Here is a 21,873-nt window from a genome sequence, read left to right on the forward strand (position 1 = left end):
AGCTTGGCACGGTTGGATGGGATGTGTTGAGCGGGGCTGACACAGTCCTTGCAGCCGACCGCATCAGCGAGGGCCTTCTATCGATCATCGACGACCCGCCGAGCCTTTTCCATCGCCCCGAAGCTGAACTGCTGTGCGCCGATCTGCTGGTGGCCGCCAGACGAGGCGGGTATCCGCTTCAGGCGGTGCTCGAGTGGGTCGGCGCAAGGGATCTCGCGCCCGCACACGGCTTGCTCGCCGACACGGGAGACGGAAGCCCGGCCGATGACATCACCTGGTTCCGTCGGACCTCGGCCACCGAGCAACGCGGCGTATGGAAGATCCTGGCCCGCGCGCTCGATCCGCTGCTCGATCCACGATTGCTGGCGAACCTGCAACCCTCGATGGAGAGCACGCATCTGCTGGGTGTGCTGCGCACCCTGTTCACCCACGGAGGCAAGCCGATCCAGCGGCCGCGGCAGTTGCTGGTAGTAGCCGAACCACACACACGGGGAGTCGCCGCGGCCCTCGTGGACCAGCTGCTGTGGGCTGGCTACGAACAAGGCGTGCGGGTCGACACCCGCCCGGCGTCGGGACCCCACGATGTTCGGTGAAGCGGGAGCGGCCGCTGCCTGGGCCGGGGTGCTCGTGGCAGCGCTGGTTGGGTTGGCGGTGTGGCGACTGCATGCACGCGGCGTCCCATGGTGGGTCATCGTCGCGGTGACGGTGCTGGTGCTAGGTGCGTTGGCGGGTCTGGCGTGGGCGCTGCGCGCGGCCTGGTCGGGGAACCCAGCCCGCCGCACGATGCGCTCCACCGGCGAGATCCGCGACATGATCGACAAAGATGCCGCGCGCCGCGGCGCAGGCCTGCGCGCGTCGATCACCTCGCCCAAGGGCACCGACATGCGGCAGCTGGCGGTACAGATCGGGCGCATCGGACGGCAGAAGGTCTACAAGAGCTTTGAGGACTTCACCCTCGTGTTCATGGGACCGAGGAGCAACAAAACCAGCGCCGTGGCGGTGCCGCGCATCCTGTCGGCCCCCGGTGCAGTCGTCGCCACCTCGAACAAGCCCGACCTGTGGATATTGACGGCTCAGCTTCGTGCCAAGGTCGGGCCGGTTTACGTATTCGACCCCTCACGCATCGCCTATCAGCCGCAGACCTGGTGGTGGAACCTGCTCGCCGACATCCGAACCGTCGCCGACGCTCGACGGGTCGCCGGGCATTTCGTGGATTCGGCTCGTGCGAACGGCGGTAGCGACCGTGAAGACCCCTTCTTCGCGCCGACCGGGAAAAACGTGCTGTCGATGTCGCTGCTGGCCGCAGCGTTGGGCGGCTACACGATGCGCGACGTGCTGCACTGGGTCGATACCTACAGCAACGCCGCGGTGACAATCCTGGAGATGCACGGCCAACAGCGTGCCGCCGATGCATTGTCGGCGCTGCTGGACCTGCCCGGCGAAACTCGCGGCGGAGTCTGGGGAGAGGCGCAGACCGCGCTGGCCACCGTCCAAGACGAGTCCACCCTCACCTGGGTTACTCCACCGAACACCTGGGAGACCCCGCCGCACAGCACGATTCGCGAGCTGAACCTGTGGGAGCTGTTCGCCTACGAGGCGGGCCGGGCGCCAACCCTGTATCTGATGACGCAGGAGGGCGAGGGTAGCGCCGGCCCGGTCATCGCTGCCCTGGTCTCGCGTATCTTCGAGGTCGGTGACCTTGTTGCGTCTGCACAGGGCGGCCGCGTCGATCCACCAATGACCGTGGTCTTGGACGAGTGCGCCAATATCTGCAAGATCGACCGATTACCGCAGTTGGCCAGTCATCTTGGCAGCAAGTCGATTTGCGTAGACGCCATCTTTCAGAGCGAGGCCCAAACCGTGGCGGTCTGGGGGCCGGATCGGGCGCGGGCGCTGTGGGGCGCGGCGACGGTGCGCATTCTCGGCGCGGGATTGCAGGACTATGACTTCCTGACCAAGATCAGCGGTCTGATAGGGACGCACAAGGTCCGAGAACGCAGCTACAGCTGGTCTTCCCAGGGCAACACCACCAGCGTGCAGTGTGTGCGCGAGCCGATCATGCCGGTCGAGGACATCGGACGATTGAAGAAGACCAACGCCCTGCTGATCCGCCAGGAAGCTCGACCGGTACTGATTGACTTGGTGCCGTGGTACACCGAGCCCGACCGCGGCGACATCACCGAGTGCCGCGATCAGGCAACCCGCGAGGTACAAGATGCCGCAGTCGCCAACCTCGGGACGGACAATCCCATCGCGAAGGCCCTCCGTCCATCCGCTGCCGAGTCGTCGTGACCGAGCCTGTAGACGATCCGCACCTCACTGAGCTGACCGCGCTTCGGGCCGAAGTCGCAGAGCTCAGCATCCGTCTGTCGAACGCCGAGCACGCCACACAACATCTCGGCGAATCCCTGGACGGCATCGAAACCCAACTGTTGCTGGCCCTCGAAAATGCCGCCGCGAGCGTCGAGGAGACCTCGCCACAGCCCGCGGCGCCAGCAGCTCCAATCCCGCCTGACCGGATGGATATTGACGTTCTCATCGAATGGGTGGATGCCAACATCGGGCGGTGGGCGCAACGTAAACTCGCGCGCCATCCCGGACAAGCCGGGTTCGTATGGTGCTCGCGCTGGCGCGACCACCCGGAGGCCATCACACTGCTGTGGGCCCTCCGCCGCACCTGGCTCGACCGGGTTAACCAGCCGGGCCCGGCGATGCTCGAGTACTTCCTGCACTACTTCTACCCAGCCCTGAGCGCGCTCACTGATCCTATCGGCCCCTTCCACGCCTGCGCCGCGAACCAGCACACCGATTCGCCGACATTGCTGTCGAGGCATTCTCGGCATCCCGGTGTTAGCTAGTCGTAGGTGATCCGCGGTCCATAGCCCGCGTAGTCAAATCCGTTGACGCCGCCGGGTTGTCCCACAACGATGCCTTCATGACGAACACCGCCGCCACATCGGACTGGTCGCCGGCCCACCATCCCGAGGCTATCGCCGTGTCGGAGGCGAATCGCTGGTTCTTGATCATCAAGCTTCAGCTCTTGCGTCTGCGCGACGACCCGGATCGCCGGCTACCGGCTGACTCTCACCAGCTCGACGCCCGGCTGCTGGTACTGGCGCTCATGGCGCTCACCAACGCCGCGATGCTCATGAGACAGGCGAGCAAGCGAGCCGCGAACACCAGGGTTTCAGCCGGGATGACCAAAGCGAGAAAGCGCTTCTGCAAGGCTCTGCCAGGCATTGAAGACATCCGGAACGGCCTGACACACTACGACTACTGGGCGCTCGGGATGGGCGGCGGCCCGCAGGGAGTCCGTCGAGAGAAGGGGCACGATCCTTCCGACATCGCGAGAGACTTCTGGTATTTCGGCTTCGATCGCAGGGCTGGAACGGTGACGTTTGGCCCATACAGCTTCGGCATCGACGAAGCCGAGCGGGCAGCCCGCGATCTGTATCGCAAGATCTGCCAGGCCGGTCAGGCGCTGGATGCTCAGACTTCACCGTAGGGCAGTTGCAGACGACTACTCCGCAGTCGTCCGATGCTGGCACGCCGTATCTCGCCAGCAGGTCATCGGACCGGTATAACGGCGGACGCCCTCGGCGCTGCCCGTTCATCGCGCGCACCGCGCGGATGCCGTGTTGGTGCCGCCGGAATTTACCGATCTCGGTTAGGTTCGGTTGGCTGGTCGGTGCGGTCCAGTAGTCAGATGACCGCCACCAGTGTTCGCCATCCTAACCATCGTCGGCAGGATCACCAGCCCAGGTGCGAACTCTTGTGCTGACTGATACCGCGCTGCACCACCCCGCGGCTGCCTTGGCGATGATGTGGGAAGGCCGATCGAGCCGGGCTCGCGCCCGGCTCGCGGAACAGTGCGCTATGGCCGTTCGGGCTCAGTGGCATTCTGAGCTGTCGTGTTCGGTCGGAAGGCGATGTCCAAGCCGACCTTATCCTCGACAAGGGAAAGCCCACCCTCGTCGTAGGCTTCTGGGGCGATTTCAGTCTTGCGGACGTCCTTGGCATCGGTCAGTTCGCGCCAGTTCCGCAGAACTGCTGCGACCTGCGCATCGTCCTGCAGCGCCTTACATCCCGTGAGGAAGGCGCGGACCTGGTCCTCGTTCTTCGGCAGCGCGGTGTTCTTCTGGCTGGTGAAGTGGTACACGGTGCTGCGCGGAAGTCCGGACATCGCTGCGATCTGGCCGCGGCTGCGCGGGGACTCCTCGGCGAAGCGGCGCAGATTAGCAAGGAACTCGGCGGCGTCCGCCGCGATGAGGTGTGCGTATCTGGTGCTGGTCACCGGCCCGCTCCGCCGTGCCATGCATCAAGGATCCGGACCAGCTTGGCAGCCAGGCTGTCTCCGGATCGACCTGGTGCGACGACACCGACGATGGCGGCCACCATCACGACGGCGATCAAGGCGGACAGGCGCGGATCCACTCCCAGGCATACCAGCCCGAATGCGAACAGCAGGCTAACCGGCACCAGGATAACCAGCACCACAGTGGTGTTCACTGGCGACGGAGGCTCCTGGCCGTCCGCGGCCGGCGTCGCAGTCGAACGCGTCGACGGCGGTGGTGCCTTGGTATCGGATACCGGGTTTCCGGTGCCGGGAACCCGGGGTGCGACTACCTCCGGAATCGTCGGCGATGCCAGCGATACGGCAGTCGGCACCACAGCCGCCGAATCGGTGTTGTGGCGCTTTCCAGTGCTTTTCGGCACTAGCCTCGAACTTCTGCCGTCGTCGAACGGCTCGGTCATTCTCGTCCCTTCCGCAGGTCAGGCTGGACAAGCGCGCCCGGGGAAATGACCTGGTGACACCGCTCGAATTCCGATGTGGACAGACGAGTATTCGTGCTGCCACATCGGTCTTCGAGCGGGCCGGGGGTCGTGCACCGGACTCCGCTGGGTGGGTTGCAGTCGCGAGCAGATCACTACTCGATACTCGAGGTATGCGCGAGTTGGCGCCCACGCATACCCAGCTCGATCTCGTGCGAAACCGAGGCCCCCTAATCATGCACAAAAGTTGCGGCGCCGCGTAGCCCGGGTAACGAATCCCTGTCCAACGCCAAGCGCCGAAACCCTTGCGCTGGCTAACTATCCGCCGGGCACCGCCAGACTGGTAGGACGCCATATATTTTGTGATCCGAATACCTGAGGTTCCCCCGCTGAGCCGGAGAGCGGATTATCTGGTTCCGGCTGGAACCCGTTGATGGTAGCTGGCCTCGTACTCGTCCGGTGAGCGCCAATCCAGCTTCTTTTGGATACGTTGGTTGTTGTACCAGCCGTCGATGTAGGCGAATAGCGCATTCTCGGCGTCTTCCCTTGTGCGCCAAGAGTTCCGGTACACCAACTCGGTCTTCAGTGTGGAGAAGAAATTCTCCATGAGCGCGTTATCGTAGCTGTCCCCGACCGAGTCCATCGATTGGGCAATCCCGTTGTCGGCCAACCTGTTTGCGAAACGAATCGCCGTGTAGGTCGACCCACGATCGGAATGATGGACCAGCTGCCCCTCGCGCACATCTCGCGCCCACACCGCGTACTCCAGGGCCCCGAGCACCAGCTCGGTGTCGCAGCGATCAGAGCATTTCCAGCCCACGATCCGGTTGGAGAACGCATCACGCACCGCGGCCAGCCAGAACACGCCCTCGCCGGTCGGAATCCGCGTCGCATCAGCCACCCACAACCTGTCCGGCGCTGCCGCGGTGAAGTCGCGGTTGACCAGATCCGGTGCCGGCGTGGCCCGCCGATCCTGCCGAGTCGAGGCAATACGCCACTTGCGGCGCAGGAATGCACCCTGCAACCCCGCCAGCCGCATCAGTCGTTCCACTCGTTTACGACCCACACCGATACCGCGACGGCGCAGCATCGCGTGCACCCGCGGCGACCCGTAGGTGCCGCCGGAACTGGTGTGGATGTCGACGATCTCAGACAGCAACTCCTCATCGGCCAGCCGCCGCTGCGACGGCGCTTTCGCCTGCTGCAGCCACCCGTAGAAGGTCGAGGACGCGATGCCCAGGACCCGCAATACGAGCTCGACCGGGTGCTGCGGGTGATCCTTCACGAACCGCACGATCACCTCCGGGTCTGGCCGAGCTCCGAGGCGAAATACGCACTCGCATCACGCAATACAGCGTTGACCCGCTCGAGTTCGGCCACTCGCTTACACAGCTGCTTGTTCTCCTCGATCATGTCGGTCGTCGGCCGATCGCTCCGCTCACCGGCGTCGGCCTCGGCCTGGCGGATCCAGTTCCGCAACGCTTCGTGATGCACCCCGAGCTGCTGGGCCAGCTTCCGGATCGTCGGCTTCGGGTCCGAATCCCGATACAACCGGACCGCCCGCGCCTTCAACTCGTCGGGATACTTCCAAGGCCACGTAGTTAACGTGAAGACCGTTGTGTCAATAGGGTTTTCGGGGTTTGCTGCTGGTCGGGTCCGATCCAGTCGGGGTGCAGGGAGTAGGTTCCCCGGGCTGGTCTGTTGAGCATGCCTTCCTTGACCCATCTGCCGAGCTCAGCGGTCAGTCCGCGGTAGTCGGCAATGCCCAGCCGCGTAGCGATCTGTGTGGCATGCCATGCGCGGTGCGGGTCGGTGCGCAGGAGTTGCAGGGTGCGGTCCCGGCGTCCTTCGCGGACCAGAGCGGATGTTTGGTCCACGGAGATACTGATGTCGACGATGCTGGTCGTGCCGGAGAAGCGCAGTTGGTCTGGCGGACAGGTGTAGCGGGCGATGGGGCATTTGACCTTGCGCGGGGCAATGCGCGGCCGACGAGCGGGTAGCAGGTTGTTCAGCACGGCCGTCCCGATCCGGCCCTTACCGGCCCGCTGGATCTGGTCGGGTGTTACACCTGCCGCGGCGATGACCTGGTCCCTGGCGGTCTCCAAGGCGACGGTGAAGCTGGCGCGGTCGGGATCGATATCGGGCACCGACTCCACTGCCTCGACCATCGCGCGGCGAAGCGCTTGGTAGACCGTCAGCTGCGCCCAGATCTCCTGCTGAACGCCAGCGGGGTCTTGCGAGCGCAGGACCAGGCCGCGCAGCAGGGTGTGACGCAGCGAGTAGAAAGCCGATTCGATCTCCCATCGCTCATGGTAGAGGGCCACGAGTTCGGCCGCGGGATGCCGGCGGTGATCGAGCAGGGTGGTCGCCAGCCGATACTGCCCCTGCGTGCGCAGCCCCTTGCTGGTGGTCGCGGTGACCTGTGCGTCGATGACGCGCAGCGACACCCCATTGATCCTCGTCAGATACGACCCGTCGGGCAGACAGGCCCATTTCGCCGGAGTCCGGCGGGAATTCAGGCGCACCAGCAACTGGGCTCCGGTGGCGGAGATCCCGCCCAGAAAGCAGTCGGCGTCGAAACCCCGGTCGTTGAGCAGCAACATTGTGTCGTCCAGCAACGCGAGCAACCGCTCGGCGTAGCTGGTCTCGCTCACAGCCACCGGCCCGACGACGGCGCCGAGCAGGGCGCGGGTACCGGTCTCGCACAAGGCCACGATCCTGAGCATCGGATAGCCCTCCTGGCCGTAGCGATGTTTGATCTTGCCGAGCCAGGCACAGATCCGAGGCTGGTCAGGGGCCTTGGCCGAGCTGCAACCGTCGAAAGCGACTGTCCGCCAACGTCGATAGCACACGCCCCGTGTCCGTGGGCGAGCCACCGGTCCGGCCAGAGTCTCGAACAAGAGCTTCAGCGGGGCCGGCCCCACACGGCGGCGCAGGTCCCTCAACGCTTTCTCCGACGGCCGCTGCAGGCCGAGCCCGCCCAAGCCCGCGGTCAGCTTGTCCCATACCCGCACATATCCCAGGGCCGGGAACAACACCAAGGCCAGCGTGAAGTACACGCCGACCGAGAGGGCAGCATCCGCAGTCTCGCCTGCGTGGTCCGTGTCCGCTCCAGAACGTCATCGACGAGGTCGAACGGCACATGCTGGGTCAGCTCACCCAGATGCCCGGGCGCATACCGGCCCCCGGCAACGGCGATGCTGTGCGTGAGCGTGGCGATGCCACACCGGTCGGACAACGAGACTCCTTCGAAGCGGGAAGACATGATCTGCTCCGCTTCTACCAGCAGGCCCACCGCCATCATCGACAGCCACCCAGATTCGTCAAAACGCTATTGACACAACGGTCTTCACGTTAACTACGTGGCCTTGGGATACTTCTTCGGTGCTGCCACTGATGAACTCCTTCCAGGCCCAATAGGACCACGTCAGAGCTCTCCGTGAAAGCGGGGGAACCTCAACCTGAAGGCCTAACGTAGTCATGAAAAGGCGTCGGCGGGGCGCCGACGAACCGGCCGCCTGCAGTGGCGGCCGGGCGGTTCGATCCAGAGTCAGCTGATGCCTGATGTCATCGGGTGGTAGCTATGTGGTGGACGTTGTATTCGGTTGGTGGTGGATAGCCCGGCACCGAATTTCGCTGTCGCCGTTGGATCATCCAAGGAATCGGCGATCGTCCCCCGTGCTCCGGAAGGCTCGTCTATGGATTGTGGTTGAGGCACTAGGTGCTCAATGGATGTCGTAGCGCCGACACGGGGTCATCTTCGGCCCATTGTTCATGCGCGCCGCCTCTGCCCGCTGCGAGCAGCGAACGCCATGCGCAGTTTGGTGCCTACTCCCTCGGCTAGTGAACGATGGTTCCACTAGGTGCAGAAGCGGCTTGTGGATGCGCTCCTCGACCATCGACGAAACCTTCCGGCCCGCTGGTCGGTTGTGGTCAACTAGAACTGGAAAACCTACGCCACAACATCTTCGGGGGCATCCTCGATCAGCAGCACCGATGAGGCGCCGACTCGGTTGCGCGTATGGTGCTCGCGCACCGGCGGTCTCTTCTCGCCGGCTCCGGTGCACTTTTTTGATGTTCGCCGATGTCCCTCTCGTCGAACCGCAGCACAGCCCTGGCAAGCCAAGGACCCTCGCGGCGTGAGTGTCCCCGCGGCGTGAGTGTCCCGTCGGATAGGAGCGCAGGTAGGCCCGCACAACGGGAGTCCGGATTAGCTGTGGTCGCCTCGGCCCGCAGCCGCCGATAGTGGAGTACTGAGACCCAGCCATCTTGCACGTGAATCGTTCTGGCACACCCTTCACCTGCGCGAGCAGTCGGCGGCACGGTGCTTGGTCGCTGGGTTGTCGAATTTTCCAGACATGATGAACTCCGGTCGCCGCACCAACCGGAGTCGTGGGGATGGCCTGGCGTTCCTGTCCCTAGCAAGAGGCGGCTGCGCTATCACCTGTGAACTGCTGTCAGTCTGCGCTGCATGGCTCCCCAACCCCACTCACTGCGTCGACCCCATTCGGACACAGACTCGCGTTGCCACCGCTGGCCGTCCAGTTAGACAGATTGCAGGATCTTGCCGACCAGCTCAGTGATACCTACAGAGCTGCTTGAGCAGGTCGTGCCAGATACCGCGGTAGGTTTGCACTCGACGTCCGGATGGTGCTGCAGCAGTGAAGATTTCGATGATGACAAGCCCGACCGCATACCCGTGAGACCGCCTTCGCTCGCCTCTGTGGCGCCGCTCCGATACCTGCCTTTTCCGGAATGACCAGTTCGCCACAGCGAAAGTTGGTGATTGACAAGCTAATCAGCCCCTGCTGTCCGCGCGGTTGCTACGACCAGTGCACTAAAGGCTGTGGAGTACTCAGCTTCAACCGAGCGCTCTGTTCCCGCAGCTTTTGAAGCTTGTTCGCCGCGTCGGGGTCAGTCCCGCCGCAGTGGCAGTCCCTCGCCAATCGTGCAGCGTCGTGTCAGCGCTCGTCAGCGATCTCCTCTGGGCAGCCACAGGCCACCAGTACAGGCACCCAAAGACGGATCGGGCACCTATCGACTTGGGGATTTGTCACGTCCCTTAGCGGCCTGCCCAGCCTTACCAGGGTCAAGGCCTTATTCGCTGAGGGCAGCTAGTGCCCAGCCTTGGTGTCAAGTTGCCCTTTGGGGCGCCAAGTTTTGGCCGGAGTAGGACTGACACGGTCCAAGGCACTCGATGGACTGCTGTGTCTCAGAGCTTGCCGTTTGGCACGTCAACCCAGGTCGATCCTGCCACCAGCGGGTTTGCTCATGTGTTGTGTCTAACGAGACTGGCTCTACGCAGCTCTATGACCTACTCTTCCATTCGTAGGGCAGTCCACGTAGGTCTGCTCTCCACCCGGACTCAACGCAGTGGGTTGCAGTCGAGATAAACCGGGAGCGGTGGCAATCCGTTGGCGCGGACCCACCAATATTCAGATGGCCTCGCGACTCATCCGAGCGCGGGGCCATCTGACGGTCTTGAGCAGCTGTGGGGAGCCGTTCCGGTTCTTCACGATGCCTGACAAAGCCAAGTTCCGAAGGATCCGCGCCGTGATCTCCTGCCAGGCAGGCGAACAGGGCTTATCCCATACCGAAGCTGCACAGTCAGCTTGCCCAACACTCAGTCAGCAGGATCACGAACTGTAATGGTTTGCCTTAAGCAGAGGGAAGACTCGGTGTTGCGCACACAAGATGCCCGGGCTAGCCAAGAGACCTTGATCGTCACTAGCCATCCGCTCCGCAACTACTTAGATTGCCTTCGGCTTGACCTCTTGCCTCTGGATCGTTTGGCCGGTGCGGAACCAATCAGGCAGAACAAGCCTTGGGGCTGCTGCACGGAAGGGGGGCACGTCAACTGAGATGGTTTGCCGGTAGGTGGGGCCTGAGAGGATGTCACTATGCCCAAGCCGTATCTGCAGGAGTTCCCTTCACGGCCGCAGATGGTCTATTGGCACAGGTAACACATCCATCAGTCAGCCGATGTCGTTCCAGCCCCGCAGCGACCTTCATGCTCGATGTTGGTGCGATGTAACCAATACTCTTGTGGCACATCCGGTTTCGATTGAGCGATGCGGGTGCTTCGTATTCAGCTCGAGCTCGGTTGTCGAACACATCCGGTTCCTCTGCGGGAGTGAAATCAGGGGGTGCGGCGGCGCTGGGACGGCTTGAGCTTGCGAGTGCTTGTCATTCCAGCTGGGCGCGGCTGGCGGAGGGTTGGCTTGGGCGTCGCAACGGTCTCGTCGATGGGCGGGGTCAGTGGTGCCTCGGCGCGGCTGAGCGTGTCGTCGTTGACGTCGGTGGGCTCGGCTGGTGGCGTGGCGTTTTGTGGTTCGTCGGGTTCGGGACTGCGATACGCGATCTGGGTGGGGTTGTCGGCGATGAACGTCCGGTCAACCGCGGTGAGCATGTTGGTGCGACCCCGAGCGTCGACAGCGAGGATGTGGTCCGCAGTGCGGAAGGCCGGTTGGACGGTGCCCTCGGTGTCGGCGACGAAGACGCGCCTGGTCGCGTTCAGCAGCGTTGTGTCAGGGTGATCGTCGTAGTGGGAGTGGTGGTGGGCGTCGCCGTCGAGAATGCCAGGGAAGGCGCGGGCGATGTCGGCATCAAAAGCAGCGTCGAATTCGCCGACGAGTTGGGCGGCGAGGCTGCGGTTGATGGGGTTGGTCGGGTCGGCGTCGGCCAGCCACTCGGCGACCAGACGTCGGCGGTCGGCGTCGCTGCCGGGATCGGGGACGGTGGCTTTCGCGGTGTCGCGCATCAGCCATGCCGCGTAGCCACTAGGGGCACGGATACCACCGCGGTCGAAGTCCACGGCGGCTACGGCGTCGGCGAGACTGTCCGCTTGCGCGCCTCGCTCCACCAGGCCCGCAAAGGCCTCTTCCGCGACAGACCATCGCGGGTGGTCGAGCACCCGGTCGGGGACGCGGCCGCGGAGCAGTTGCGCGAGAGTCGGGGTGGGCTCGGTGTGGAAGAAGTTGTCGGCCCGGAAGCTGTGTGCAGGATGCCAATGTTGGATCAGCTGGCGGTCGAATTCGTGGCGCGCGGTTGGGGTTGTCGCAGCGTCGCGGTCTTCGCGCCATCGACGTAAGGCGTCGGGGTCGTTGTTGGCGGCCTGGTAGCGGGCAGCGGCGAGGTCGGCGCTGAAGGTCAGGTCGTGGCCAGTGAGCTGCGCCCAGAGCTTTGCGAGCTGGCGCTGACTGCGGAACTGGTCGCGAGCGGTGGCGAGCTCGGCGCTCCATTGCCGGAAGTAATCGGGGTCATGGGTACGGAACCACTCGGCGATGTCCTCGCCCGAGGAAGGGGTTTGCGTGGGAGTGGGAGAGGTCGGCTGGGTGGGGTTGTTGGGGTAGAGCTTGGCGACGGCGTCCGCGATGGCGCGGTCGGCGGCTTCGTCGCTGAGGCCGTGCTCGCGCAGCCACTCTCCTGCTTTCTCCCCGCGGGGTGTGCCGCGTATTTCGTCGATGAGCAGTGAGGCTTCGACCCAGGTGAGTCCTGGATCGGGTTGTCGGCCAGCGTCAGTGAGGATGGCGGCCTGCACTGGAGTCATCGGGGTGCGGCCGGGATCGTTGCTGGCGTTGTCCGCGGGCGGGCTGACGGTGTCGCGCCGTCGCCACCGCGATAGCAACTCGTCCTCCAACGCGCGCAGCCCGTCGTGGGTGTCAGCCCAGCTGTAGTGGGCCGACCAGAGGTCGTACCACGTCGGATCGGTGGCACGCGCCCAGGCCCGTGCTTGCTCGAAGCCTGCCGGGCCGGTTGTCGGGGCCGCCTGTTCGTCGGGCGAGGTTCGGTCATCGGCCGAGCCCTGTGGTGGTACGGACGAGTCATCTGGGGGCCGATGACGGTCGGCGTCCTCGGCAGCTGTCGAGGACGGGTCCGCTCGGTTAACAGTGCGGCCGTGGCGGCGGATGATCTCGAATTCGGCAAGGTGCCGCGCGCCGGGTGTGGGTGCGTCGCTGTGGCGGAGCCACCAACCCCGATACCAGTCGGGGTCGGCAGCCGCCGCGTTGGCGCGGGCGGCGGCCAGGTCTGCGTTGAACGCCGGATCGCGGCCGGTGGCCTGCCGCCACGCGCGCACCAGGTCCTCGGGCGTGCGCCAGTGGGTGAGCCAGAGCGGATCGTGGCGTCGACCCCATGCCTGGGCTGAGGCGGCGCGGTCGGCGGATGGGCGGCGGACCCGGGGGTCCAGAGCGTTGCGGAGTTCGTCGAGCCGGTCGACGGTGGGATCGGCCATCAACCATTCGGCGAGCTGCCTGGCGAGGTGTTGGTCGCCGACGACAGTTTCGACGTGGTTCTCGTCCCATCCTGCCTGTACGCCGTAGCGGCCGCGCGAGAGTTCGGTGACGCGGACGGTCATGCCGGTGTGGGGATGGGCTGCACCGCGCACTCGGTTGTCGCGGTCGGCGCTGTTCCATTCGCGGATGGTGGCGGAGTCGAAGGACAGCAGTGCATTTCGCGCGGCGACGGCGCGGAGTCGGGCGGCGTGCTCGGGGTCGGAGAACGCGGCGCGGCCGCGGCGTTCGCGCACGGTGCGGATCGCGGCGGCCACCGTGCGGATCGCCGCGGCCCCGCGCATCAGGTCGTCGCGAGGCAGGTCGAAAGCGGGGGCGTCGGGATAGGTCATTGTCGGGTGCTCCTGGTGGTCGAAGGATGCGGTGGGGCGGTTGTGGCGCGAAGGGTGGACTCGGTCGGGTGGGGTTGCCGACGGGCGGTGTTCGCTGCCGGGGCACGGCGTGGCGGTCCGGATGCGGTGCCGGTGAGCGCGGCAGCGATGGCGCGGGCCCTGTCGGCGTGGTGAGGGCGTTCTCGGGTCTGATGCCAGTGGGCGACCTCGATCGCGAGCGCAGCCAGGGCGGCTGCGAGTTCGAGTACCGGGTCTCGGCGTACGCCGATCAGGGTGCGCAACGCGGCGAGGTCGGCGGCCACCTGCCGCAGCCGTCGCGCGGCCAACGCGGGGGGCGGCTCCGGGGCCAGGACGATGTGTTCGTAGTCGTGCAGCAGCTCGCGCAGTGTCCTGCCCGGGGCGACGGCCGTGTAGGCGGCGAGGACGGTGTGCAGCTCGTAGGCGATGTGCTCGGCGGCTGGCGAGTCCGGGTCGGTGTGAAGGCGTGACGCGGCGTCACGCAGGATGGTGGCAGCCCCGCCGAGGGTTTCGCCTGCTGCGCGGGGTCCGGTCGTGGTGGTGGTGGTCCATCGGCTGATCAGTCGTGGCCACGACAGGTCGGCGGAGATGTCGCGGCCGACCGACCACCAGATCGGCTCGCCGGTGCGGGCGGACACATCGCCCGCTGCGGCCACTGCCCAACCGGTGATGCGGCCGCGGGAATCGCGGCGCAACTGAACGAGCACGCCGAGGTCGCGCAGCCGCGCGAGCAGTTCGTCGGGTCCGCTCGCGAGGGCGGCCGACTCGCGGATCACCTGGCGCAACTGCACTCGTGCCGCCGTTCCCGGCTGGGCGGTGCGCACGCCGGGGCGCCCTTTGGCGGCGCGGCGGGCTGCCTTTTCCTGCTCGCCACGCGTGGCTTGCGGGGTGGAGCCCGAGCGGCGGGGCGCGGCGGTGGCTCGCAGACCGAGCTTGGTCTCCCAGCGCCGCACGACCGCGCGAACGCGGGCGTAGTCGTTCTGTGGATAGAAGCGGCGGCCGGTGTCCTGGCGTACCAGCACGGCCGCGATGTGGATGTGGTCCGACCCTGCCCGGTTCGTGCCGTGGTGCACGGCGATCCAGCGACAACCGCCGGCGTCTTCTGCCGGGGCGATGCCGGTGGCAGCCATTATTTCGGCGGCGAGGGCAGCCCAGGTGTCGAAGTCGAGAACACCGTCAACGGGGTCGAGGGTGACCGAGGCGTGCCACACGTAGCCGTGTTTGGTGTAGTCCAGTTCGCCGGGTAGCGGCTGAACGTAAGGTAGGCCGGCCGCGTCGGCGGCCGCGTTGACGTGGGCGCCGAGTTTGCGGACTTCGCCTGGGGCGTAGTCGAAGTCACCCGGACCGATGCGGGTCGGTTGCAGTGCTTGGGGGTCGTTTTGCCATGCCGCGATCACGGTCGGTCGGGTGTGTTCGTTGTGGCGGCCGGGCCCCACCAAGTAGCTGACCAGCTTGGGTGCGTTCCAGCCCTTGCGGATTTTGCCGATCACGGCCGGTCCTCCCGCAGCCGCGTCATCAGCCAGTCGTCGATGCGCGTGACGACACGGCGGGTGAACGACAGGGCGGCGGTGATGTCGCCGACGGGTTCGCCGGTGGCGTTGGCACGGGCGGCGATCTGGTTGAGGTTTCCACCGGCCAGGCCGAGCAAGCGCCGTAGTTCGCGGACCTCGGCGCGCAGGCCGAGTACCTCGGCGCCGGTGCGCGGCGCGGTCGGAGGTCGTGGCAGTACGCGAGCTTTCGCCGCGGCGACCGCGGCGGACGCGGCGAAGGCCCCGGGTTCGAGACCGGCGGCAGCCGAGGCTTGTTCGACAAGGGCGAGTTCGTCGGGGGTGTAACGGACCCGGCGGTGAATGTCGCGCTTCGCCGCGGCATGGGACCGCCGGGCTCTGCCATCCACGCGACCACCGACCTTCCTGTTGTTCCAGTTGCTTGTGCTTCTGAGCAAACAACTGGAACAACTAGACACACTCGAATCACTTCCGAGTGTGTCCGCGCCCGTCGCCGGGCGCAACGAAAAGGCCCCCCTTTTCGGATATCTTGCTCACCTCTATGGCGTAAGTTCACGGTGGCTGAAGCGATTTCAGTGGGAACCCGAGGCGCTTCACGCTGTCGTGCGCGAAACAGCATCGGGTTCCAGTGAATCGGCACCGCAACGAAGGCTCAGGACGAGCGGAGGCCGCGCAGCTGCTCTCGCATCTGTCGATATGTGTCGGTGTGGCTGCTCATACTGGGGGTGCTTAGCCGCGTGGTGTGCGCGGCTTCTGAGTCGTTATGGGGAGTTGTGGCGAAGGACGATGTGGTGGCTTTGCCCAGTGCTGTGGATCGTCAGGCGTGGCTTGTGATGTCGAAGGCGGCGTATCGCCGGTTGGGGGGCGGTGAGAAGTACGATGACGATCCTTCCCGCCGCTACAGTTGGGACAGTACGGTTCCGAATCATCGCAATGTCCGTCCGGGCGACATCGTGGTGTTGTGGGACGAAGTCGAGTCATTGGGCGCATCGGTCGTCGAGCGGATCACGACCGGACATGCTGTGAAGCGCCGCGGTCGCTGTACGAACCCGGCTTGTCGAACGACGAATTATGAACCGCGGAAGACGATCAGGCCCATTTACCGCTGCTACGACTGTGGCGCCGAGTTCGATGACCCTGTCTTCGAGGACGTTGATGTCGAGACCTATCGTTCCGACCACGGTCAAGCCTGGGTGGATCTAGCCGGGGATTTCAGCGCCAAGGAACTGCGGGCGTTCTGCGAGAAACCGAAGTCACAGAACAGCTTCCGGGCACTAAACTGGGATGCCTTCCGAGCCGCGGCGAAGGGAACGACGGGGGCGGACATGTTTGGTCCGCTCGATGCGGTGACGAAGCAGATCCAAGGAGGTCACACCACTCGACCAACTCGGGTGCGGCTCGGGCAGAAGGAATTCCGCAAGAGTCTGCTGGCCAGGTACAAGACGCGGTGCGCGTTCACCGGGGACCTTCCCGAGACGGTGTTGGACGCCTGCCACCTCTACAGCTACGCGAAGGTCGGCAAGCATCATGAGCACGGCGGGATCCTGCTACGCCGGGACCTGCATACCCTGTTCGACCGCGGAGAGATCGCGGTCGACACCAATGACCTGATCGATGTGTCCGACCACTACCGCGGGTTCGCGACTTACGGTGAGTTGCACGGCAAACCACTGACCATCACGGTCACCCCGGAACAGCGGACGTGGTTCGAGCTGCACTGGACTACACATCGCAAAGGGGACAGCTAGCGTGAGCTCGTCGCAACCGGTGCCAGTCGGCGATCCCCGCGGCCTGACCCCGCTTCAGCGGCGAGTCCTCGATTGCCTCGAAAGCGACAACGTCATGATGCCGGTATGGGAGATCGCGCAGGAGGTTTTCGGCCGTGAGGATGCCCCGTTGGCTTCGGAGAAGAAGTCGGTCTACGGGTGCTTGAAACGACTTGAGAAGCGTGGACTGATCCGCGGTCGGCCGTCGTGGCTTCGAGATATCGGGCCGGCGACTGTGTGGCGCTCGTTGATAGATCCGAGCCACAGGGTGCTCGACCCAGGCGGGTAGTTCGCGGGCTGTCGATCTATAGATGAGCTCATTCGGCCGCACATGAAGGACGCCGCGCGGGGGGCCTCGTGTGTGCGGCCTGCGACCTTTCGAACTTCTGTCCGCTCGGCCTGCCGCATTCCTGTCACAGCAGGCCAACGATTCTCAAAGCCGCATCGAGTCCAGGGTCCTCAGCGATATGGCCATGTTCAAGGCTCTTTAAAGTGGCGATGCCCCGCTTAACCCGGTCGACGTGAAACGTTGACCAGGCGCGGCAGATCGGGCAGTCAAGCCCAATGAGAAACGGCCTCAACAGATGGAGTCGACCCTCGTGGCCGCGCAAGTAGAGGCTGTCTACCTCCAACTCGTTGTCTCGCTCGGTAGCGGTTCTGGTAGGGACTATCGGATGGTCACCCATGAGCTCGCGGTATTCGATCCGCGATGACGACGTCAGCGAATCCCGGCGCACCGACGTCACCTGCAGCAGCGGCCAATCCGTCAGGAAACGCGCGGACGAGAGCAGAAGGGTCAAGTCTCCCATGGCCTCTGAGACAGCGCTCGGAAGGTCGATCGGGTCAATTCGACGCAGGTGTGCCTGGTCATTACGTCGCGCGGTGAGACGTTGTCGGGCGGCTTCCGCTCGATCATCAGCGAGCAAAGACTTGAGATCCGCAATTGGATGCGTCAGCGGTACTGAGCGAAGCCGCTTACTCGTGGATGCCTCTCTCAGTACTGCTGCCCATTCCCCCAGCCCGGGCCCACCACGACCGGCGGCAAGTTTGGAGCGGATCTCCTTCGCCGAGCCGAGCTCCACCCCCAGGTCGCGTGCTAGGGCCATTATGAGCAGTGCGCAGTAACACAGCAGGATCTCCGCAGCGTCAAGTAACGAGCCATACGCTTCTGCGGACGGGCCTGAACTGTTGAGTGCTTCTGCCACGCGCCATCGCAGTGCAATCGGGTACGGGAAGCGAGTCCTTACCGTATACGCCAGATCGTCCAGCAGCGAAGCTGTTTCAGCCCTGAGTCGCAGTATTCGCCCTGATTCGATTGCCAATGTGCGGGCTGCCCGAGGCGAGTCGCCAAGGAAAACCGACTCGAGAAGTTGGTCCGCGTCCGCCAACCAGCGCTCGAACCGAGCCTTCGCGCTGTCGATACCCGTCAGAGCGTCGGCGAGGTCTTGGTCTGGTACGGGGACAGGCAATTCCGCCATTGCCTGCGCTGACACTCTGTACAGCGCCATCCGGCCTGTGACGAGCGCCAACGCCAGCGGTGTTCGCAAGTACCGGAGTACGAAATCGCGTTCACTCTCGAGACTTTCGACCCGCGGGCGAAGAACGAGTAGCCCGTCGTCGGCCAAGGCGGGAGTGTCGGCTGGGGTCACCGGAGCGAAGACGAGTCCGCCTGACTCGCCGCGTCTGTACATCGCTCGAACTATCAAGTCACCGGGCATCAGGTGCTGTTCCGACGGAGCTCGAGCAAAACGCGACTTATCAGAAATTGCACCGATCGTTCCCGCTCGAGTTACGTCGCGGCCGGCGAGGATTCTGACTGCCTCTGGTTCCTCTGGCGATGCGAGCAGTCCCCTTCGGAGGGCACCAAGAAGGTAGATGCCGCTTCGAATCTCGAAGAAGTGTCCCAGCTTCAGAACCTCGCCGAACTCCGATAACTCCTCTCGACGGGCCGCCAGCGCCGGATGATCGCGGTCGAAATGAACCCCTGCCTTCCCATCCGGTTTGGCACGCAGCACGTACCCATACTCGCTTCGGCCGCCACTCTGCTTCAGCAGGCGTTCAAAGTCCGACCGCACCCTATTGGGTGGGATTTCTTTGGGGATCCTGAACATCTTGATCGGAATCGCTCCGGTCGCCTTCGCGCGCAGAACGACCGCAGTGAGCTCGAACGTGCGATGGACTTCGGGCAGAAGAGGCTGGACCTCGACCACCGCTGCGATGTCCCAGTGCAGGGCAATGCCTACCCGCATGGATATTACCGGCGTCACGCGGCTCGACAACACGTGCGCCGGAAGAAGAACCACCAGTATGGATTCCGACGATACAGGTGCGATCTCCGGTAGCAGCTGTTCGAACGGAGCACGGCCAGAGGATTTTGAATGTGCAGGCCCTTGAGAACCAGCTGATCGCTGTATCCATGACGGAACAAGCACCACGGCAGTATGGACGCCCAGCTGTGACGACACCTCTTCGCCAACACCACTGCTCTCCACGACGGTGGCGGTAGCTATCCAGTCCGGCGGGAAGACGTCAGCCATGTCTTGGTCGACAACTACGGCCGGTTGAGTGGCGCTTCCGGCGCCGACCGCAATCCGGATCAGCTGTGTGAGCAACCCAAAAGGCGTGTCGTCGTCATTCTCTGCGGTCATGACAGGTCCCCTTCCCGCCCCTCTCTATCAGCAATCTGTGATCTAACCAGTCGTTCGATACCGTCGCTGACGAACGGCACCGACCTGTCGAAGGTAGAACGTTCTGTAGTGGGCCCTGCTCGCGCTGACCGACGCGGACAACGCCGGGTAGTTGAAGATCAACCGGCCGTACCGATCTGAGGCCGGCGACCGTCTGCTCGTGCCGGATAGCGCGCTGACCAGAACGGTCGAATCTGCTTGCCTTCGAGACGGCTGCACCCCACCCGGACAACCGGATGGGGTGCAGCGGAGTGTCTACGAGCAGTGATGCGCGCGCCGCCTACTTATTCGCAGAGGCTAATCCGCTACGGAACTCGACCATCTTGACGTCGATCACGGGACCTGGCGGCGAACGACTGAGCGACGATCACTGAGAAGTCAGCAGAGAGTTAAAAGTCTTGCTGCGCAGTAGATCCCATGGCCATTGCTCCAGCGTCAGCGGTCATCTAATTCCCCCAGGTGAGGGCGTTTTCCGTCATGAAGTCACCAGCGTCACGATCGACGGCGCGCAGATCACAGCATCGCCTATGTCCTCGAGGGCAATCGCCTCTATACCCGCCTGGGCCGTTGGCCTGCACAGGATTTGCGCGTCCCGGCGGGTCGCCGGGCACATGGTCGGTGGAATACCTGCAAGGCGTGCCGCCCCCGGCGGGCGCGGATCAGAGGGTGGGGTTGCTGGCGCGGGAGTCTGGAACGCCTGCACCGGCGAAGGGAAAATGCCGCCTACCAAAGCGCGTGGAATCGGTGCCCCGGCAGGGGTTTCGATGAGGCTGTCCAACCCGGCCGCGCTGTTCGACAAGCAGCAGACCGGGATACCGGAGATCGACATGTGGGTGGCTGGAGTGAACCCGCACCACCGGTCCGCGCCGTCTGCGGTGTCCTCACCGGACTATCGGTCTGCATTCTGATGGACAAGGCAGCGACCGTGATCGGGTTGACCGTGACCCAGGTGCGGCAATTCTTCTCCCCGGACCAGCACGTGCCGCCACTGGGCGGTGGCACCGACGCCGTGAACATCGTGGCCGGGGAGATCATCACCCTGTCACCATGGGTCGGGGTCAGCGACGATGACACCGCGTGCGACGGCGCGGCCCGTATGTGTGGGTTCGGCTCGTGCGTCGCTGGCGCACAGAGGAATTCCCCACCGAAGCCGTCGCGGGCAACTGCCGCCTGCAGGAGGCGATCACCGTGGAGGCCGGCATCGCGCGCTGCCATCCCGTGGACCCATGCCCGGCCGAACTTGAGGAAATTGCGATGGTGCAGCTGGACGACTCATGGCGAATCGATCGGGCGTTGTGCGCGGCGATGCGAGACGCGGAATCCAAAGGCGTCGCCGCGGTTACGGGGCTGGGTGGGGTGAGCCGTTCGACCCTGAAGGGCTGGTTATCGCGTGGGGCAGGCCGCGCACGCGCAACTGTAGGAGGACGTATGGCCAAGGTGACCATCGAGGGCGCAATCAACTCGGACGTGTGCAAGCGGGGCGAACAACACACGGTCGAATGGACTTCCCGTCTGAACGGGCTGGTGCGGTCGCGGATCGTCAAGGTGATCGAATGGCACACCGACACACCGAAACCCAAACGCGGCAGACGGTCCCGGCACGCTGGCGCGCAGCGACGCTGAAGATTCGAGCCAGCACTGAGTGGAGCCCGCCGCCGCGATCGGGTGAGCTGGCGGCGCAGCGGGCGGCGCCGACGGTGCGGCGGCTGGGCCGGTCGATCACCACGACGGCCAATCGGCGAGTGAATGTGCGGTCCGGGCACCTGCGGTCCACGATCGGTGACCGGACCACGGTGGCGGGCGCGCAGGTGGTGACGGAGGTGTACGCGACGCGGTTCGTGCACGATCCGGCTCGGCCGCATGAGATCCGGACTCGCCGGGCGCGGATGCTGCGGTTCACGGTCGGCGGCCGGTGGTGTTCGCACGCCGGGTGTGGCATCCCGGCTACAAGGACAATCCGTTCCTGGCCTCGGTGGTCCGCGACGAACTTGCGCGCGCAAATCTATGACGAAACGTTTGCCACCGCTGGGCAACTTGTGGAAATTCTGGCGTTAATCCGCTGTTGAATCGCGGTTTCCAACTTGCCAAATAGCAGGCATATTTTCCCGCCGAGAATGATAGCTTGATATCATGCTGGCATCCGATCATGCGAGCATTCGTGATCGGAGCGCAGAAACGCGAAGGGTGGCCGCTGCTGCAACAGGGCCACCCTCCAGGTCAAAGCAGGCTATGCAGCACTATCGCTAGCACGGCCCATCTGACCAGCATTTCTGTGTACTGCGCGGGGATCTCGGCGGTCACACTCAGTACCGCCGAGGTTCTCCGCTTGGCTCGTCGCCTCCTTCGCTTCGACATCTGACATCACCTCCTCTCCGAGGACACAGTTATCCACAGCGCGAAACTGCTGTGGATAACCCCTTTGAGAATGCGCCGGAAGGCATTCGGTATCCGGCTGTAAGAACGATAGTCGAAACCGGGCCTGTGATGTAGAGCGCAGC

The 21,873-nt window shown here is 64.6% G+C and carries 15 protein-coding genes and 1 pseudogene; 7 read left to right on the plus strand and 9 right to left on the minus strand.

The annotated features are described in order from the left end of the window. The first annotated feature begins 23 nt into the window (after positions 1 to 23). The 4 genes from NV1_RS03240 to NV1_RS03255 all read left to right on the plus strand — a co-directional run bounded on the left by NV1_RS03240 (position 24) and on the right by NV1_RS03255 (position 3,505). Positions 24 to 593 carry a hypothetical protein gene (locus tag NV1_RS03240; protein WP_157116479.1) on the plus strand — a complete coding sequence of 190 codons (570 nt, stop codon included), beginning with the start codon at positions 24 to 26 and terminating at the stop codon, positions 591 to 593. Next, a complete protein-coding gene (locus tag NV1_RS03245) occupies positions 583 to 2,292 on the plus strand; it encodes a type IV secretory system conjugative DNA transfer family protein (RefSeq protein ID WP_067885308.1) in 1,710 nt (569 codons plus the stop codon). Before NV1_RS03240 ends, NV1_RS03245 begins: the two co-directional genes overlap by 11 nt. After that, a complete protein-coding gene (locus tag NV1_RS03250; RefSeq protein WP_067885310.1) occupies positions 2,289 to 2,858 on the plus strand; it encodes a DUF4913 domain-containing protein in 570 nt (189 codons plus the stop codon). Before NV1_RS03245 ends, NV1_RS03250 begins: the two co-directional genes overlap by 4 nt. 77 nt (positions 2,859 to 2,935) lie before the next feature. Further along, entirely contained in the window at positions 2,936 to 3,505 is a 570-nt protein-coding gene (locus NV1_RS03255) for a hypothetical protein (protein WP_067885311.1), read from the plus strand. Between the two features lie 369 nt (positions 3,506 to 3,874). On the opposite strand, the gene NV1_RS03260 is transcribed toward NV1_RS03255, so the two are convergent. The 8 genes and pseudogenes from NV1_RS03260 to NV1_RS03295 all read right to left on the minus strand — a co-directional run bounded on the left by NV1_RS03260 (position 3,875) and on the right by NV1_RS03295 (position 15,311). Beyond that, positions 3,875 to 4,294, minus strand: a complete 420-nt coding sequence (locus NV1_RS03260) for a hypothetical protein (RefSeq protein ID WP_157116480.1) — start codon at positions 4,292 to 4,294, stop codon at positions 3,875 to 3,877. Next, entirely contained in the window at positions 4,291 to 4,755 is a 465-nt protein-coding gene (locus tag NV1_RS03265; protein WP_157116482.1) for a hypothetical protein, read from the minus strand. Before NV1_RS03265 ends, NV1_RS03260 begins: the two co-directional genes overlap by 4 nt. A 424-nt stretch (positions 4,756 to 5,179) precedes the next feature. Further along, the gene (locus tag NV1_RS03270) at positions 5,180 to 6,058 is read right to left on the minus strand and encodes an IS3 family transposase (protein ID WP_169813279.1); all 879 of its coding nucleotides are present in this window, start codon (positions 6,056 to 6,058) and stop codon (positions 5,180 to 5,182) included. An 11-nt stretch (positions 6,059 to 6,069) separates the two neighbouring features. Then, positions 6,070 to 6,498, minus strand: coding sequence for a transposase (locus tag NV1_RS44415; RefSeq protein ID WP_084525031.1), 429 nt, complete (start codon positions 6,496 to 6,498; stop codon positions 6,070 to 6,072). A 190-nt stretch (positions 6,499 to 6,688) separates the two neighbouring features. Continuing rightward, a pseudogene (locus tag NV1_RS03280) lies at positions 6,689 to 8,038 on the minus strand (IS4 family transposase); the annotation flags it as partial. Between the two features lie 2,874 nt (positions 8,039 to 10,912). Then, positions 10,913 to 13,396: a hypothetical protein gene (locus NV1_RS03285; RefSeq protein WP_067885318.1), complete on the minus strand. Its 2,484-nt coding sequence runs from the start codon at positions 13,394 to 13,396 to the stop codon at positions 10,913 to 10,915. Further along, positions 13,393 to 14,904, minus strand: a complete 1,512-nt coding sequence (locus NV1_RS03290; RefSeq protein ID WP_067885320.1) for a relaxase/mobilization nuclease domain-containing protein — start codon at positions 14,902 to 14,904, stop codon at positions 13,393 to 13,395. The genes NV1_RS03285 and NV1_RS03290 overlap by 4 nt, the downstream gene beginning before the upstream one ends. Beyond that, complete coding sequence (locus NV1_RS03295; protein WP_067885322.1) at positions 14,901 to 15,311, minus strand: plasmid mobilization protein; 411 nt, start codon at positions 15,309 to 15,311, stop codon at positions 14,901 to 14,903. The genes NV1_RS03290 and NV1_RS03295 overlap by 4 nt, the downstream gene beginning before the upstream one ends. 384 nt (positions 15,312 to 15,695) lie before the next feature. Between NV1_RS03295 and NV1_RS03300 the strand changes: the two genes are divergently transcribed. Further along, complete coding sequence (locus tag NV1_RS03300; RefSeq protein ID WP_067885324.1) at positions 15,696 to 16,670, plus strand: HNH endonuclease signature motif containing protein; 975 nt, start codon at positions 15,696 to 15,698, stop codon at positions 16,668 to 16,670. 431 nt (positions 16,671 to 17,101) lie between these two features. On the opposite strand, the gene NV1_RS03310 is transcribed toward NV1_RS03300, so the two are convergent. Further along, positions 17,102 to 19,336, minus strand: a complete 2,235-nt coding sequence (locus tag NV1_RS03310; protein ID WP_157116486.1) for a hypothetical protein — start codon at positions 19,334 to 19,336, stop codon at positions 17,102 to 17,104. Between the two features lie 803 nt (positions 19,337 to 20,139). Here NV1_RS03310 and NV1_RS43185 point away from each other — a divergent pair. Next, positions 20,140 to 20,283 (plus strand): hypothetical protein, encoded by a 144-nt coding sequence (locus tag NV1_RS43185; protein WP_157116488.1) that lies wholly within the window; start codon positions 20,140 to 20,142, stop codon positions 20,281 to 20,283. A 280-nt stretch (positions 20,284 to 20,563) separates the two neighbouring features. Further along, positions 20,564 to 20,998 carry a hypothetical protein gene (locus tag NV1_RS03315; protein ID WP_169813281.1) on the plus strand — a complete coding sequence of 145 codons (435 nt, stop codon included), beginning with the start codon at positions 20,564 to 20,566 and terminating at the stop codon, positions 20,996 to 20,998. Positions 20,999 to 21,873: the final 875 nt, after the last annotated feature.

The organism is Nocardia vaccinii NBRC 15922, assembly GCF_001613305.1.
GTDB classification, from domain to species: domain Bacteria; phylum Actinomycetota; class Actinomycetes; order Mycobacteriales; family Mycobacteriaceae; genus Nocardia; species Nocardia vaccinii.

Bases quoted from the DNA above. Each gene is read 5' to 3' on its own strand.
- NV1_RS03285 (WP_067885318.1), bottom strand. From the start codon at position 13,396: ATGACCTATCCCGACGCCCCCGCTTTCGACCTGCCTCGCGACGACCTG.
- NV1_RS03255 (WP_067885311.1), top strand. From the start codon at position 2,936: ATGACGAACACCGCCGCCACATCGGACTGGTCGCCGGCCCACCATCCC.
- NV1_RS03245 (WP_067885308.1), top strand. From the start codon at position 583: ATGTTCGGTGAAGCGGGAGCGGCCGCTGCCTGGGCCGGGGTGCTCGTG.
- NV1_RS03265 (WP_157116482.1), bottom strand. From the start codon at position 4,755: ATGACCGAGCCGTTCGACGACGGCAGAAGTTCGAGGCTAGTGCCGAAA.
- NV1_RS03310 (WP_157116486.1), bottom strand. From the start codon at position 19,336: ATGACCGCAGAGAATGACGACGACACGCCTTTTGGGTTGCTCACACAG.
- NV1_RS44415 (WP_084525031.1), bottom strand. From the start codon at position 6,498: ATGGGTCAAGGAAGGCATGCTCAACAGACCAGCCCGGGGAACCTACTC.
- NV1_RS43185 (WP_157116488.1), top strand. From the start codon at position 20,140: ATGAGGCTGTCCAACCCGGCCGCGCTGTTCGACAAGCAGCAGACCGGG.